General features: G+C 51.5%; 14 protein-coding genes and 2 tRNA genes. 10 read left to right on the top strand and 6 right to left on the bottom strand.

Annotated elements, in window-relative coordinates:
- Positions 1–158 precede the first annotated feature (158 nt).
- Positions 159–848 (top strand): hypothetical protein, encoded by a 690-nt coding sequence (locus ACQKE4_RS01620; protein ID WP_427386593.1) that lies wholly within the window; start codon positions 159–161, stop codon positions 846–848.
- Positions 849–887: 39 nt separating this feature from the next.
- Here the strand turns inward: ACQKE4_RS01620 and ACQKE4_RS01615 are convergent, their stop codons facing one another.
- Positions 888–1,820, bottom strand: coding sequence for an alpha/beta fold hydrolase (locus tag ACQKE4_RS01615; protein ID WP_427386592.1), 933 nt, complete (start codon positions 1,818–1,820; stop codon positions 888–890).
- Between the two features lie 146 nt (positions 1,821–1,966).
- Positions 1,967–2,578: a TetR family transcriptional regulator gene (locus tag ACQKE4_RS01610; RefSeq protein WP_427386591.1), complete on the bottom strand. Its 612-nt coding sequence runs from the start codon at positions 2,576–2,578 to the stop codon at positions 1,967–1,969.
- Between the two features lie 213 nt (positions 2,579–2,791).
- On the opposite strand from ACQKE4_RS01610, the gene ACQKE4_RS01605 reads away from it, so the two are divergent.
- Complete coding sequence (locus tag ACQKE4_RS01605; RefSeq protein ID WP_427386590.1) at positions 2,792–3,823, top strand: succinylglutamate desuccinylase/aspartoacylase family protein; 1,032 nt, start codon at positions 2,792–2,794, stop codon at positions 3,821–3,823.
- A gap of 209 nt (positions 3,824–4,032) precedes the next feature.
- A complete protein-coding gene (locus ACQKE4_RS01600) occupies positions 4,033–5,490 on the top strand; it encodes a catalase (protein WP_427386589.1) in 1,458 nt (485 codons plus the stop codon).
- A 57-nt stretch (positions 5,491–5,547) separates the two neighbouring features.
- Here ACQKE4_RS01600 and dusA read toward each other — a convergent pair whose 3' ends face one another.
- Complete coding sequence (gene dusA / locus ACQKE4_RS01595; protein ID WP_427386588.1) at positions 5,548–6,585, bottom strand: tRNA dihydrouridine(20/20a) synthase DusA; 1,038 nt, start codon at positions 6,583–6,585, stop codon at positions 5,548–5,550.
- A gap of 414 nt (positions 6,586–6,999) precedes the next feature.
- Here dusA and ACQKE4_RS01590 point away from each other — a divergent pair, with 414 nt between their 5' ends.
- Positions 7,000–7,251 carry a type II toxin-antitoxin system RelE family toxin gene (locus ACQKE4_RS01590; RefSeq protein ID WP_290834726.1) on the top strand — a complete coding sequence of 84 codons (252 nt, stop codon included), beginning with the start codon at positions 7,000–7,002 and terminating at the stop codon, positions 7,249–7,251.
- Positions 7,252–7,268: 17 nt separating this feature from the next.
- On the top strand, positions 7,269–7,631 hold the full coding sequence (locus tag ACQKE4_RS01585; RefSeq protein WP_427386587.1) for a helix-turn-helix domain-containing protein: 363 nt from the start codon (positions 7,269–7,271) through the stop codon (positions 7,629–7,631).
- A gap of 59 nt (positions 7,632–7,690) precedes the next feature.
- On the opposite strand, the gene ACQKE4_RS01580 is transcribed toward ACQKE4_RS01585, so the two are convergent.
- Complete coding sequence (locus tag ACQKE4_RS01580) at positions 7,691–8,497, bottom strand: sulfite exporter TauE/SafE family protein (RefSeq protein ID WP_427386586.1); 807 nt, start codon at positions 8,495–8,497, stop codon at positions 7,691–7,693.
- A gap of 146 nt (positions 8,498–8,643) precedes the next feature.
- Between ACQKE4_RS01580 and ACQKE4_RS01575 the strand changes: the two genes are divergently transcribed.
- Positions 8,644–9,225, top strand: a complete 582-nt coding sequence (locus tag ACQKE4_RS01575; RefSeq protein ID WP_427386585.1) for a hypothetical protein — start codon at positions 8,644–8,646, stop codon at positions 9,223–9,225.
- Positions 9,226–9,230: 5 nt separating this feature from the next.
- On the opposite strand, the gene ACQKE4_RS01570 is transcribed toward ACQKE4_RS01575, so the two are convergent.
- Entirely contained in the window at positions 9,231–9,755 is a 525-nt protein-coding gene (locus ACQKE4_RS01570) for a helix-turn-helix domain-containing protein (protein ID WP_427386584.1), read from the bottom strand.
- A gap of 286 nt (positions 9,756–10,041) precedes the next feature.
- Here ACQKE4_RS01570 and gltX point away from each other — a divergent pair, with 286 nt between their 5' ends.
- From gltX to ACQKE4_RS01550, 4 genes are all read left to right on the top strand, one after another.
- Positions 10,042–11,523 (top strand): glutamate--tRNA ligase, encoded by a 1,482-nt coding sequence (gene gltX, locus ACQKE4_RS01565; protein WP_427386583.1) that lies wholly within the window; start codon positions 10,042–10,044, stop codon positions 11,521–11,523.
- Between the two features lie 111 nt (positions 11,524–11,634).
- Positions 11,635–11,710: transfer RNA gene (locus ACQKE4_RS01560), tRNA-Ala, on the top strand.
- Between the two features lie 40 nt (positions 11,711–11,750).
- A tRNA-Glu gene (locus ACQKE4_RS01555) sits at positions 11,751–11,826 on the top strand.
- A gap of 51 nt (positions 11,827–11,877) precedes the next feature.
- On the top strand, positions 11,878–12,165 hold the full coding sequence (locus ACQKE4_RS01550; protein ID WP_290669490.1) for a hypothetical protein: 288 nt from the start codon (positions 11,878–11,880) through the stop codon (positions 12,163–12,165).
- Between the two features lie 312 nt (positions 12,166–12,477).
- On the opposite strand, the gene gltA is transcribed toward ACQKE4_RS01550, so the two are convergent.
- Positions 12,478–13,764: a citrate synthase gene (gene gltA, locus ACQKE4_RS01545; RefSeq protein WP_427386582.1), complete on the bottom strand. Its 1,287-nt coding sequence runs from the start codon at positions 13,762–13,764 to the stop codon at positions 12,478–12,480.
- Between the last annotated feature and the right edge of the window lie 517 nt (positions 13,765–14,281).

The raw sequence follows: 14,281 nt of genomic DNA, 5'->3' as shown, positions 1-14,281 counted from the left end.
TAAAAAGAGCGGGTGTCACCTTAGGTGGCACCCGTTTTTTTGTCTCTCTTTTGTCTCTCAATGACGAAGGTCAAGGGAAAGGTGGCGTCTCTAAGCTAACGTAGACTAAGCTGAAAGATATAATACATCGCCGGCTAAGTACCGGGGGAGGAGACGCCATGCAACATGTAATCCACGCTGCTATGCAATTCCCGAGCATTGTATTCACATTCTTACTCGGGCTGCTAACCCTCTATTGGCTATTAGTGATTATTCGCATCGCCCCGCTAGAACTGTTTGAGCGGGATAGCTTAAAGGAGGATCACCTTGCCAGTACGTTGGTATCACTGGGTTTTGCAGGGGTGCCTGCAACGCTTGCGCTAACTATCATTATGCTTATCGCGGGTGCACTCACCCTGGCAATTGAAATGCTGGTACTAAGCTTGCTGCCGCTTGGCCTGCTGCGTATCCCCGTAGGGGTGCTGGTGTTGTGGGGTAGTCTAGTGATCGCTTCGCCAGTGGCGGCGGTGCTTTGTCAAGCGCTGCACCGTGGGCTGCATCGCTATCGCCCTTTCACACGGCGGTGCTTATTGGGCGAAACCGTAGTGGTCACAGAGCGTCAAGGTGGTGGGGAAGTGGCCTTTGCAGTGCTCGATAATGAACCTAATGGTGCTGCGGTGAAGCTGCTTAGCAAAGCGAATGCACTGCCGGTACAAGGGGAGCGTCGTGTACTGGTGAAATACTTGCCCGCTGAAGGGGCTTATCGCAGCGTGTCTGAACAGGAGTATCTGGAAACACGCACACGTTTGAGTAAACTGCGGTTAAGTCAAAAGGATCGCTCTTCAGGGCGTTATTCTGCTTCGCACTAGGGCTGCATAGCTGGGCAGCTTAGTGATACGTCTGCCTAGCTATTTCCACCACCGACGCCACTGCTGCACCAGCCACTGCACCGCACGCTGCCAGCCAGTGGCGCTGTGCGTTGACCTGCCAGCAACCGGGCTGGGGACGGGGCGGTTTAAAAAGGCGCGAACGGGGTCGACCTGTTCAGGTTTGTCCAGCATGGGCGCATGGCCGCAGTGAGCTACCGTTAGGGTGACGAGTTCGGGCTGCTTTTCAGCCATACGAGGCAGTGTTTCGACATCTAAAAGTGTCGACTCTTCACCACGAATGACCATGATAGGGCAGCGAATGCTGGCCCAATCGGCCCAGGTGTCCCGTGGCGTATCATGCACAAACTGCTCGCCAATGCGTGGATCAAAATGATAGCTCCAACTGCCATCTGACAGCCTACGCGCACTGTTCAGCGCCAGCTCTCGCCATGCCGAATCACTGGAAATACCAAAGCTTGCGTAGTGCTGTTCAAGCTCTTGTTGCAGATCGCTAAACGATGAAAAACGGTGAGTGACACCGAAGTAACTGGCAAGAGCGATCAAGCCCTGTTTGCTTAACTCCGGCCCTACATCATTGAGTATTAGGCGGGAAATGCGCGAGCTATGCTGCGGGTCGGCGGCAATTAACATGCCTAATAAGCCGCCCATTGAGGTGCCCAGCCAGTCAACGCTTTCCAGTTTGAAGTGATCGAGCAGGGCGATCGCCACTGTAATATAGTGGCTGTAAAGATAGTCGTGAGCAGGAAAGAGTGACCAACTGGAAAGCCCGCGGCCAGGGGTGTCAGGGGCAAGAATACGCCATTCGCTGCCTAATTCTCTTGCTAATGCACTAAAATCACCGCCGTGACGGGCAAGACCATGCCAAGCGATAAGAGTACGGGGGGCATTAGGGTTCCAGATACGAACGGCCACTTCCAATTCGCGTACGCGGATAAACTCCAGTGCATCCATAGTGTGCTCACACTCTTCGTAAATAACCTGCAGCTAATAACGGACAGCCACTAATTGATAGCAGCTAGTGTTAGTAACTACTTGTTAGTAATTACTTGAGTATACGCACACTTGCTGCATTGCAGCAAAGAAGTATTGACTCTCTTTTAGCGCTGCATCATTCGAATAGAGGCATCAATTAACTCACCGCCACGCTCACGAATTGAATAAGCACCTGGGTTGCGTAGCCAGTCATGAAAGAGACCGCCTAGCATAGTCTGCATCATGCGCGTGGCGACGGCGGGGCTAAGGTCTTCGCGCAGTAACTGCTGCTGTTGAGCTACCTCAAACACCGACAGCATCTCCTCGAAACACTCGTTGCCAATCTTATCCTGCATTTCAAGTGGATTAATATCGCTGAAGAACTCACAGCGGTGCAGCAGAATCGATAGGATGCGTTGATATGAGGGCTGTTCAAGCCGTACTAAGCCAGCATGGCAAGCTAGGCGGATGGATTCTAATGGCGAAATTTCAGTGTCAGCTTTGTTTACTTCTTCCATTAGCGACTGGAAAGGCATGCGTACCTGTTCAACCAGTGCCATGAACAGATCACCTTTATTTTTAAAATGCCAGTAAACTGCCCCACGAGTGAGACCTGCATGGCGAGCAATCTGCTCAAGGGATGTGCGTGCTACGCCTTTGGCAAAAAATACCTCTTCAGCAGCATTGAGCAGTGCTTCCCGAGTAGCAGCAGCTTCAGCTTTGGTCTTTCTTGCCATTGAAAAGTAACCTCATGATTGACACTTAGTGGTCATATTTTATCTCAAGCGGACAAGTTTTACATTCAAAACTGTATGGATAATTGATTGATGGCATATCCTAGGTTATCAAATTCGTTATTTAACGGTGGTAGGCGTATAAACTGGCGATGACAACAGCCAATACGCATAGCAATTTCGCGAAAAGATCAGTGTAAAAATAGGATATCCATAATGGCGCGAGCTCCTTTTCAACTGGGCGAGCATACGATTATGCCCGGCCAGCGTTTACAAGTTGACGTTCCCGTTGCGCGTTTATATACCCATACCCCGCTGCACATTCCCGTCGAGGTGGTCCATGGCCGTAAGGAGGGTCCGGTGTTGCTGGTATGTGGAGGTATCCATGGCGATGAAATCAATGGGGTAGAAATTGTTCGCCGAGTGCTGCGCGCCAAAACGATTAATAGTATTCGTGGCACACTGATTGCTGTGCCCGTTGTGAACGTATTTGGCTTCCTGCAACAAACCCGCTATTTGCCTGACCGACGGGATCTGAATCGCTGTTTTCCAGGCAGCGAGTCAGGCTCATTAGGTGGGCGCATCGCGGCTCTGTTTCGCGAACAAATTGTTGATCACGCCACGCATATTATTGACCTGCATACTGGAGCTATTCATCGCACTAACCTGCCGCAAATTCGAGCCCAGCTTCGGCCTGGCAGCGAAACCGAGCGCATGGCCGATGCTTTCGGAGCTCCCGTTGTGTTGAACGCAGAACTACGTGAAGGCAGCTTGCGCCACTACGCCCAGACGCGTGGGATTCCAGTGCTCACCTATGAAGCAGGCGAAGCGCTGCGTTTTGATGAGTGGGCCATTGCCCCTGGCGTTCGCGGCGTACTGCGTGTGATGCGCCGTTTAGGCATGCTGACCGGCGAGCAGCGTCGCCGCACGCCAGCACCGGCTGAGCTTGCCAATGGCTCAAGCTGGGCGCGCGCGCCTATCGACGGCATTATGCGGCCCAAGGTTCGCCTGGGCGCACGTGTCGCGAAAGGGGAAGTGTTAGGTAAAGTGGCTGACCCCTTTGGTAATGACGAAGGCGAAGTGCTCGCCGTTGCGGATGGCATTGTAATTGGGATGAGTCGCTTGCCGCTCGCGAACGAAGGCGAGGCGCTATTTCATATCGCTCGGTTTGACGAGATTGAAGAAGCGGAAACCGCTGTCGAAAGCTTTAACTCAAGTTTGGTTCCGCCACCTGATTCGCTGTATTAGCCTTGAATCTCATCAAAAAAAGCTACTGCCTTGATAGGTAATGCCTAACCGCTATAGATGGCAAGTTTGCGTCGGCTTGACTATACCTATGAGTGGGCTTTGTTAGCGGCTACTAAAATGAGAAAAAATAAAACAAATAGCCAAGCTTTCATCGTACTCGAACGCGTGGTGTTGAAGCGCCACGCCTACCGTGACATGGAGGAATAACGATGACGAGCGATAGACCTAAGCACACCACAACAGATGCGGGTATACCGGTTACCAGTGACGAACATTCTCTCACCATAGGGCCAAATGGGCCGATTTTGCTCAATGACCATTATTTAATTGAGCAAATGGCCAACTTTAACCGTGAGCGCATCCCTGAGCGTCAGCCACACGCTAAAGGCGGCGGCGGCTTTGGGCGTTTTGAAGTCACTCACGACGTGAGTAAGTACACCAAGGCTGCAGTATTCCAACCGGGTACAACAACTGAAACGCTAATGCGCTTTTCAACCGTGGCAGGTGAGCGAGGCAGCCCGGATACCTGGCGTGACCCACGCGGCTTCTCAATCAAGTTCTACACCACAGAAGGCAACTTCGACATGGTGGGGAACAACACGCCGGTATTTTTTGTGCGTGACCCCATGAAGTTTCAGCATTTTATCCGCACGCAAAAGCGCCGTGCTGACACCAATTTGCGCGATCACGATATGCAGTGGGATTTTTGGACACTCTCGCCTGAGTCGGCTCACCAAGTTTCCTGGCTGATGGGTGACCGGGGTATTCCAAAAACCTGGCGCCACATGAATGGCTACTCTAGCCATACCTATATGTGGATTAACGCCGAGGGCGAACGGTTCTGGGTTAAGTACCATTTCAAAACTGATCAGGGCATTGACTTCCTTACTCAGGAAGAAGCCGAAGAGATGGCTGGCACCGATGCTGACTACCATACTCGCGACCTCTACAATGCCCTAAAGAATGGCGATCACCCCAGTTGGACATTGAAAGTGCAGATCATGCCTTTCGATGAAGCCAAAACCTATCGCTACAACCCCTTCGATTTAACCAAAGTGTGGCCGCATGGTGATTACCCGATGATTGAAGTGGGTAAGCTGATTCTGGATCGCAACCCAACGGACTATCACACTGAGATTGAGCAGGCGGCATTTGAGCCTAACAACATGGTACCGGGTACTGGCTTAAGCCCAGACAAAATGCTGCTGGCGCGTGGGTTCTCCTACGCTGATGCCCACCGCGCACGACTAGGGGTGAACTATAAGCAGATCCCTGTGAACTCGCCAAAATCACCAGTGCACAGCTACACCAAAGATGGTGCTATGCGGATGCGCAATGTGACAGACCCGGTGTATGCACCTAACTCGAAAGGCGGCCCATCAGCCGATGCCGAGCGCTACCCGATGGATAATACCTGGGAAGTAAGCGGCGACTTCGTACGCACTGCCTATACCCTGCGCCGAGATGACGACGACTGGGGCCAAGCCCATACGCTGGTGCGTGAAGTGATGGACGATGCTCAGCGTGACCGCTTAGTGTCTAACGTAGTCGGCCACCTTTCGGCGGGTGTTAGCGAACCCGTGCTTGAGCGTGCGTTCGAGTATTGGCGCAATATCGATAAAGACGTGGGCGACCGTATCGCCCAGGGCGTGAAAGAGGGCTCGTAAACACCTGACATGGCTCGCTACCTGACCGCTTAAACGAGAATATTGACCTATCTGTGTTTAAGCGGGATGGATGGCGGGCTGTTCATCTTGAGTTTCTAACTCTCTCACCAAGCTTAATGCTTCATCAAATAGGCGCAACCCTGCGCCTTCTTTATGGGCGTATTCTGACAAGTGACGCCGAAAGCGCCTGCCGCCAGGGCAACCCTGGAATAAACCCAGTAGGTGGCGGGTAATATGATTCAGCTTCGCGCCTTCATCCAAGCGCTGCTGAATATAAGGCCGGAATGCCATTGCGGCCTCTACACGACTCGCCGCAGGGCCTTTTTCACCAAACAGTTGTTCATCAACACCGGCTAGCAGCCAAGGGTTTTGATACGCCTCACGGCCGACCATCACGCTATCCACATGGGTAAGCTGCTTTTGGCACTCCGCCAGGGTTTTAAACCCGCCGTTAATGCCGATATGTAGCTCAGGACGGCTCTGCTTTAAACGGTGAACGCGGGGGTAATTAAGCGGCGGTACATCGCGGTTCTGTTTCGGCGATAAACCCTGCAACCACGCCTTACGAGCGTGTACGGTGAACACCTCGCACCCTGCATCAGCCACAATAGCGATAAAGCGCTCAAGGTCGGCGTCCTCATCCTGGTCATCAATACCAATTCGGCATTTTACCGTGACTGGAATAGACACCGCCGCCTGCATCGCCCGCACTGCATCGGCCACCTTTTCGGGATAGCCCATCAAGCAAGCGCCAATCATATTGTTCTGCACACGGTCACTCGGACAACCCACGTTGAGGTTGACCTCATCATAGCCCCACGCCTCAGTAATCGCCGCGCACTCCGCAAGCTCACCGGTATCGCTGCCACCCAACTGCAGCGCAATCGGATGCTCCACCTCGTTGTAACCCAAAAAACGCTCACGGGGCGTCCCGTGCAAAATCGCACCGGTCGTGACCATCTCGGTATACAGCAGCGTCCGCTTGGTTAAGGTGCGTGCGAATGCCCTGAAATCGCGGGTTGTCCAATCCATCATGGGTGCAACTGAAAAAAGCCTGCCCCTATCTGCACTATTTTCTTTAAATAAATTAGTCATTTAATAATATCGCTAGCTGCATTAAGCACAGCTAAATTGCCTCTAAATACGGTAATTAATGCCTTTGGTGTACCCACAGTGTACCAAGCTGCGATATTGGCTGTTGTGCCAAAAATCTTGGTACACCTTGAGGGCTTTCTGAGAGGTGGCATGATGTATGCGCGCTATTGTACGTAAGAATGGGCGTTCAGCACATAGCGAGGTATATGCCACAGCACTCACAACGCAGGGCAGGTTAGGCTCCACCCAAGATCTCATCAAAATACTGTTAATGTGCCTTAGGATAATGGTGTAAGCCCCACGTCATCCCTAAATTGGGTACTGATAAATTTTAAAGGCCAATTTTATAAAGGAATAATTAGCCTGCAGCTAAAATTAATCGCTTTATGTTAGCTCATAGCTATAATTAGTGTGATGAAGACGATCACTTACCGAAAAAGCGCCTTAAAGGTCTTGCAGCGCATGCCGCGGCCAGAGTCACAGCGTATACAGGGTAAAATCAAGGCTTACGCGGAAGACCCGGTAAGCCAGAGCAACAACGTGAAGGTATTGAAGGGCAGTGACTATATTCGGCTGCGGGTAGGTGATTGGCGGGTGATCATCCACGAAAATGGCGATGTATTGGATATCATTAATATCGGTGCCCGGGGTAGTGTTTACCAATGATGGCAATAGGAGGCAGCATGAGCGCGCCACAAATTATTAATACCCCAACCGGCGAGCGGTTGGTGGTATTGGCTGAGCAGGACTATCTTGCTTTGCTGGAGCGGTTGGAAGATCAAGTTGATATTCAAGCGGCGAGCGCCGTGGTAGCGCGGGGTGAAGAGTCTTTTCCTTTAACGGTAGTTGAGGCACTTTTAGAAGGTGTTGCACCAGTCAAGGTGTATCGTGAGCACCGTGGTTTGCGAGCAGGCGAGCTGGCTGAGAAAGTGGGCATCAGCCAAGGGTATCTCTCTGAAATAGAGGCGGGTAAAAAGCCCGGCTCGCTAAGTGTGCTCCAGCGAATCGCCAAAACACTAGATGTCGAGTTAGACGATCTCGTCTAAATCTTTGTATTCCGCGTGGTTTGACTAAACTCACCAAGCCTACCTGTATAGTTCCCACCTCACGCCGTAAACACCGCATAAACCATCTGTAACGCCAACCCCATTAACATAAATGCAAATACGCGCTTAAGCAGCGCGACAGGCAGCTTGTGAGCAAGTTTGGCGCCAATGGGGGCGGTGAGGATGCTGAAGGGGGCCATTAGCAGTAGGGCGGGCAGATAAACGTAGCCTAGCGCCGCGCTGGGTAGTCCCACTGTACCCCAACCATTAATGATATACCCCAGTGCGCCGGCGATGGCGATGGGTAAGCCAACGGCGGCGGAAGTACCAATGGCGCGGGGGAGTTTGACGTTACACCACGTCAGGAAGGGCACTGTTAATGATCCGCCACCAATCGCGACTAACGCTGAAATACTGCCAATGCCGAAGCCAACACCGCTGACTCCCAGCGGGCCGGGTAACCCACGGCTTGGTTTGGGCTTGATATTCGCCAACATTTGCAGTGACATTAGCACCATAAAGCAGGCGAAAAAGATGGCTAAGCTGCGCGTGGGGATCAGTGCTGCAATAAACGTCGCCATAAACGTGCCGATTAAAATGCCCGGCGTAATAAAGCGCACGATATCCCAGCGAACCGCCCCATGACGGTGATGGGAAAGCAGGCTGGCGGTGGAAGCAGGAATAATAGCGGCCATTGCAGTACCTAAGGCCAAGTGAGCAAGATGCTCATGAGGCACGCCTTGCAGCACGAACAGTGAGGTGAGGATTGGCACCATAATGCCACCGCCACCAATGCCTAATAAGCCTGCCATAATGCCGACAAAACCGCCCAATGCTACGTATGCCACCCACCAAATGATGTCCAAAGCCCCAGCTCCTGAAAGTATCTTGTTAGCACGATAAGCGCATTGTACCGGAAGGTGGGCAAATGGCGGTGGTTAAAAGCGCTATTCCAATGTGGTGGCGGCTGAGCAGTGTTAAGCTGAAGGCCATGTAATGTTTAGGAGATGTTATGCGCAATATAATAAACAGTGTAAGTGTGGTAGTGGTATCCGTTGCGCTATTGGCTGGCTGTAGTGATACAGAAGAGCCGCCTCGTGAATCAGTTTCCACGACCCAGTCAGAGCAAGCACCAACCCCTGAACCCCAAGTGGCAGAAGTAGAGCCCATTGACGTTACTATCTCTACGGATGTTTCACTACGCACAGATCGGCGTTTGATGGTCGAAGGTGAAACCAACTTACCCGATGGTACACAGCTGCAAATTGTCGTTGAACGGGAAATTAGCCGCGTGCGCTGGCAGGCACGCACAGGTGTGGCAGATGGCATCTTTGCAGCGGGGCCGTTTGGCTCGGGCAGTGGTTTACCTGATGGTGGTTATGTGGTGCGGGTTGAAGTGGCGGAAGCCAGCGTGCAGCCACAAAGTGTGCAAGCGCTTATCGGCAATCAAGGCCAACACCTGGCGGGAGAGCTTGTAAGACAATCCCGCCATGGGTTGGGCCAAGTGGCCACCTACTCACGACGCTTCTTGGTGGGGAGTGAGCCAAGACAAACGCGTGACCAGGTGGAAGTGCTAGAGAGTCCGGGGATGTAGATGCTTTAGGCAGGATGCCAATGGGCTAACAGTACTGCATGAATCGATGTATCACTGGGGGCTTTAGCGAAATGCTCAATGACAAAGCTCTCGTCACGTTGCACTACGTAGTGGCCTGCCTTATGAAACACCTGTGTTGGGCCAAGCAACAGCAAATCACCAGGGGTAGCGGGTGAAAAGTCTGTATCTGGACCAGGTGTGACCATGACGCAAGGTGCTTTCCAGTCAATATTTAGGGGTAAATGACTGGGGACCTTGATGGTAGTTGCCTGTACCTGCTCCCAGGGGAGGGGACCAGTATGGGTCAACGTTAATAGCTCGGGAGCGCTATCACCTTCCAATAGTGTCGCCAGGGAGCAGTCTAGAGCGTCTGCGAGCGCAACCAAGCGTTCGTGACCGATCTGTTTAATCGCCCCGGATTCCCAGTATGAAATGGTGACATCTGACACGCCAACTTTACGAGCAAGGGCAGCCTTATTGAGCTTGGCCCTAAGCCTTAGTTGCTTGATACGTGAGCCTAGCGATTCCATTTCGTATTCCTGATGAATGAGCTAAATAAGCTCGTTGAATGTCTTCCACCGGAATGGTGGCGCTACGAACATACGTTATTGGTCTGTCTCACTCTTGAGGTATGCACTCAAGGGGTTGTTGCAGTGCCATACTAAGCGATTGTGCTTTAGCACGCATTAGTGGACAAATAACGTTGAGTTAATTTCTCTGACGCTTTCTTGCTTCAGTTGTTCCCTGCGTGGCGCTGTAGGTTACGCCTAAGGTGCGTATAATATCGCCATGCATATTTGCCAATAGGACGTTTTCATGACCGTACGTACTCGCATCGCACCTTCTCCGACAGGGGATCCCCACGTTGGTACGGCTTACATCGCGCTTTTCAACCTATGTTTTGCGCGTCAGCATGGCGGCCAATTTATCCTACGTATCGAAGATACTGATCGGGTGCGTTCTACCCCCGAGTCAGAGCAGATGATTCTCGATTCTTTGCGCTGGCTGGGGCTTGAGTGGGATGAAGGTCCGGATGTGGGCGGCCCCCATGGCCCTTATCGACAGAGCGAGCGGAGGGATATTTACGCCCAGCACGCTCAGCAGTTGCTAGACGCTGGCCATGCTTTCAAATGCTATCGCACCAGTGAAGAGCTAGATGAGTTGCGTGAAGCGCGTAAGGCGGCGGGGCTACAGCTAGCGTTAAAGCCAGCCGACCTGGTGTTAAGTGCAGAAGAGCAAGCGCGCCGTGAGCAGGAAGACTGGCCCTACGTAGTGCGCATGAACGTGCCCACTGAAGGCGTATGCGTTGTAAAGGATATGCTACGCGGCACGATTGAAGTGGAGTGGGCGCAGGTGGATGCGCAAATCCTGCTCAAATCAGACGGCATGCCCACCTACCACTTAGCCAATGTGGTGGATGACCATTTAATGGGGATTACGCACGTACTACGTGGGGAGGAGTGGATTAACTCGGCGCCTAAACACCAACTGTTATATGAGTATTTTGGTTGGGAAATGCCTGAGCTTTGCCATATGCCGCTGCTGCGTAATCCTGATAAATCTAAACTTTCGAAACGAAAAAATCCAACGTCGATTAACTACTACCGTCGGATGGGTTTTTTGCCTCAGGCCGTTACCAACTACTTGGGGCGGATGGGGTGGTCGATGCCTGACGAGCGTGAAAAATTTAACCTGTTAGAAATGATCGCTGAGTTTGATGTGCAGCGCGTCTCCTTGGGTGGGCCTGTCTTTGATCTTGAGAAACTTACCTGGTTGAACGGTGTGTATATCCGTGAAGACCTGGATGACGATGCGCTATTGAGCGCGCTTCGGGAGTGGGCTTTTAATGATGCCTACATTAAGCAGATACTGCCCCAAGTGCGTCCGCGAGTCGAAACGCTCTCTCAGGTAATGCCGTTAGCCGGGCACTTCTTCTCTGGCTTGCCAGCGTTAAGTGAAGAATCGTTTGCGAGCGTGACGCTGGATGAGGAAGAGCTGGTTAAGTTGCTGCAGTTCCTTGTCTGGCGGTTTGAGGGTGTTCCGGCTTGGCATAAAGAAGCGTTGCTAGCAGAAGTGAAAATCCTGTCTGAACACTTCGGGCTAAAAATGAAAGCCTTTCTGGCGCCGGTGTTTATTGCCATTACCAGCAGTACGTCCAGCACCTCGGTGATGGATGCGATGGCTATTTTAGGCTCTGACGTTACCCGGGCGCGACTGCGCAACGCGATTGAGGTGTTGGGCGGCGTATCGAAGAAGCAGGCAAAGCGTTTTGAGAAAGAGTTTCGTGACATTGCCTAACCGCGATTGATCGTGATTTTAACGCCAATTTCTTACCTTTAGGAATTGGCGTTTTTCTTGTTGACGAAGACCTGCATAATCAGTATTATACGCTCCGTCTTCGCGACATGTGGGGCCTTAGCTCAGCTGGGAGAGCGCAACACTGGCAGTGTTGAGGTCAGCGGTTCGATCCCGCTAGGCTCCACCAATTAGTAACTAGTAGCAGTTCGTGAAGCAGCTTGTTATACGTCCCATTCGTCTAGTGGTCTAGGACACCGCCCTTTCACGGCGGTAACAGGGGTTCGAACCCCCTATGGGACGCCATCACTTTACTACTCCCTTCTTGATCATCCTTTCCTAGCAATGAGTTTTCTCATGTGCTGGATATTTGCGTTTCTATCGCTTACAAAATCACCTACAAAAAAAGCCAAAAACGGCTTTTCTTGGACGATTTTGTGCTTGACTTGTCCACTTTTGCAATTTGGCTTTCAAGGTTGTGCACAACCCCTTGTTGTTGACGCAAAAAAACTTGAACAGAACTTAAACTCTTTAAAAACAATGGCTTATGATAGGTCAAAAAATAACCAATTTAAGGCTGACCCACTGCCCATGGCGATTCTGGGACGTTTTAAAGTGGTTGTGAACAGGGTTATCCACAGATAGTGTGGAAAACATTTATCAATGTGCCGCGACTCAAAAGTCAAGTGCTATTAGGGCTAACGTTAGTGTTTTCATGACAGCAGAATATTCCAATCTTTGCTCATCACAGAAGTCGAGAGGGTGGGCGTTGTTCAATTGCATGCATAGCGATTAATAAGGGGCTGCTGGGTGGCGTGCTTACACAAGACCATGCTTGGGTTAGCGATAAGCTAGTAAGCGCCTGACAAGGTCTTAGGCTTAAATGCTATCAATGCAAAAGGCCACCCGGAGGTGGCCTTTTAAGTTGCTATAAACTGCGATTATGCATAGTGCAGTTTATTTCTTCGGGTAGTCACGCTTGTCATGGCCAATATACAGCTGACGCGGACGGCCAATTTTATAGCTTTCGCTGAGCATTTCATGCCAATGGGAGATCCAGCCAATCGTGCGCGATACCGCGAAAATCACGGTGAACATATTGGTCGGAATGCCCATCGCTTTCAGGATAATACCTGAATAGAAATCAACGTTCGGGTACAGCTTACGCTCAATGAAGTACTCGTCTTCAAGAGCGATCTGCTCAAGGCGCTTAGCAATTTTGAGTTGCGGGTCATCGGCCATGCCGAGTTCTGCAAGTACTTCGTCGCAGGTCTCTTTCATGACTTTGGCGCGCGGGTCAAAGTTGCGGTATACGCGGTGACCAAAGCCCATCAGCTTAAACGGATCGTCTTTGTCTTTGGCTTTATCAACAAAGCGCTGGATATTCTCTTCGGAATCTTCACCGATTTCGTCGAGCATGGCCAGAACAGCTTCGTTGGCACCGCCGTGAGCGGGACCCCAAAGTGCCGCGATACCTGCGCTAATACAGGCGAACGGATTGGCACCCGTGGAGCCAGCCAGGCGTACGGTCGAAGTAGAGGCATTCTGCTCATGGTCCGCATGCAGCATAAAGATGCGGTCCATGGCTTTCGCGTACACAGGATTGATTTTGTACTCTTCGCACGGATTGCTGAACATCATGTAGAGGAAGTTCTCTGCATAGCTCAGATCGTTGCGAGGGTAGTTGAACGGCTGGCCCACGTTATATTTGTGGGACATTGCCGCCAGCGTTGGCATTTTGGCAATCAAGCGGATCGCGCTGATGATGCGATCTTCTTCCTGAGTGATGTCCATATGATCGTGGTAGAAAGCCGCTAAGCCGCCTACAACGCCACATAAAATAGACATCGGGTGCGCATCGCGACGAAACCCTTTAAAGAAGTTATTGATTTGATCGTGAACCATCGTGTGGTTACGAATGCGCGATTCAAAATCCGCGTACTGCTCGTCATTAGGCAGCTCACCAAACAGCAGGGTGTAGCAGACCTCTACGAAGTTAGATTCTTTGGCCAGTTGGTCGATGGGGTAGCCGCGGTGTAGCAGTACGCCCTTGCCGCCATCAATATAGGTAATGGCGGACTGGCAGGAAGAAGTGGCCATAAAGCCGGGGTCGTAGGTGAACAGGCCTTCAGCGCCTAAGCCACGTACATCAATAACATCGGGGCCAAGTGTGCCGGAATACATGGGTAGTTCGATCGGTTTATCTAGACCGTCTACCGTCAATGTCGCTTTCCTGTCAGCCATGCTGGCCTCCTTTCGAATTCGGGTTGGGACGTAAAGTCGTTGTTGCGCATACCGCGCCGGCGAAAAGGCCTGCCCACTATAGAAGTGTGCGACATTTTGTCAATTAGCCGAAGCGCTAGTTATGAGTTGTACAGAGATTATTGTTATGGATAATTTTTGTATACGATGAAAAGACCTACCATTAATGTTGTGTCAATCATTGTTGTGATTGGTGTTGTGTCAGAAGAGCGGCAATAGGTTAACATGATATGTTAACAGGCTTACAAAACTGCTGATCTACTGCCACTATAACCATGCTGCAGCGCAAAATCGACTCAGTATGAAGGCATTTTTCTTGCACCATAGTCGAGTTAGGCCTGAGTTCGGTTTGTAAGCGAGGCCGAAGGTTCTTATAATCCACGGCGCGCGACCGGCAGGTGGTCGTGCCCGACTTGGCAACGGCCGAGCCCCTTCCAGCAACCACCGCCCCGCTCGGGCCATGCCCGAACTGTCGCAGAGCGGGCCAAGAGAGTGTGTA

The organism is Halomonas sp. NPDC076908, from assembly GCF_050269715.1.
In the GTDB taxonomy this organism is placed as follows: Bacteria; Pseudomonadota; Gammaproteobacteria; order Pseudomonadales; family Halomonadaceae; genus Vreelandella.
This window is presented reverse-complemented; position numbering and strand designations above follow the sequence as displayed.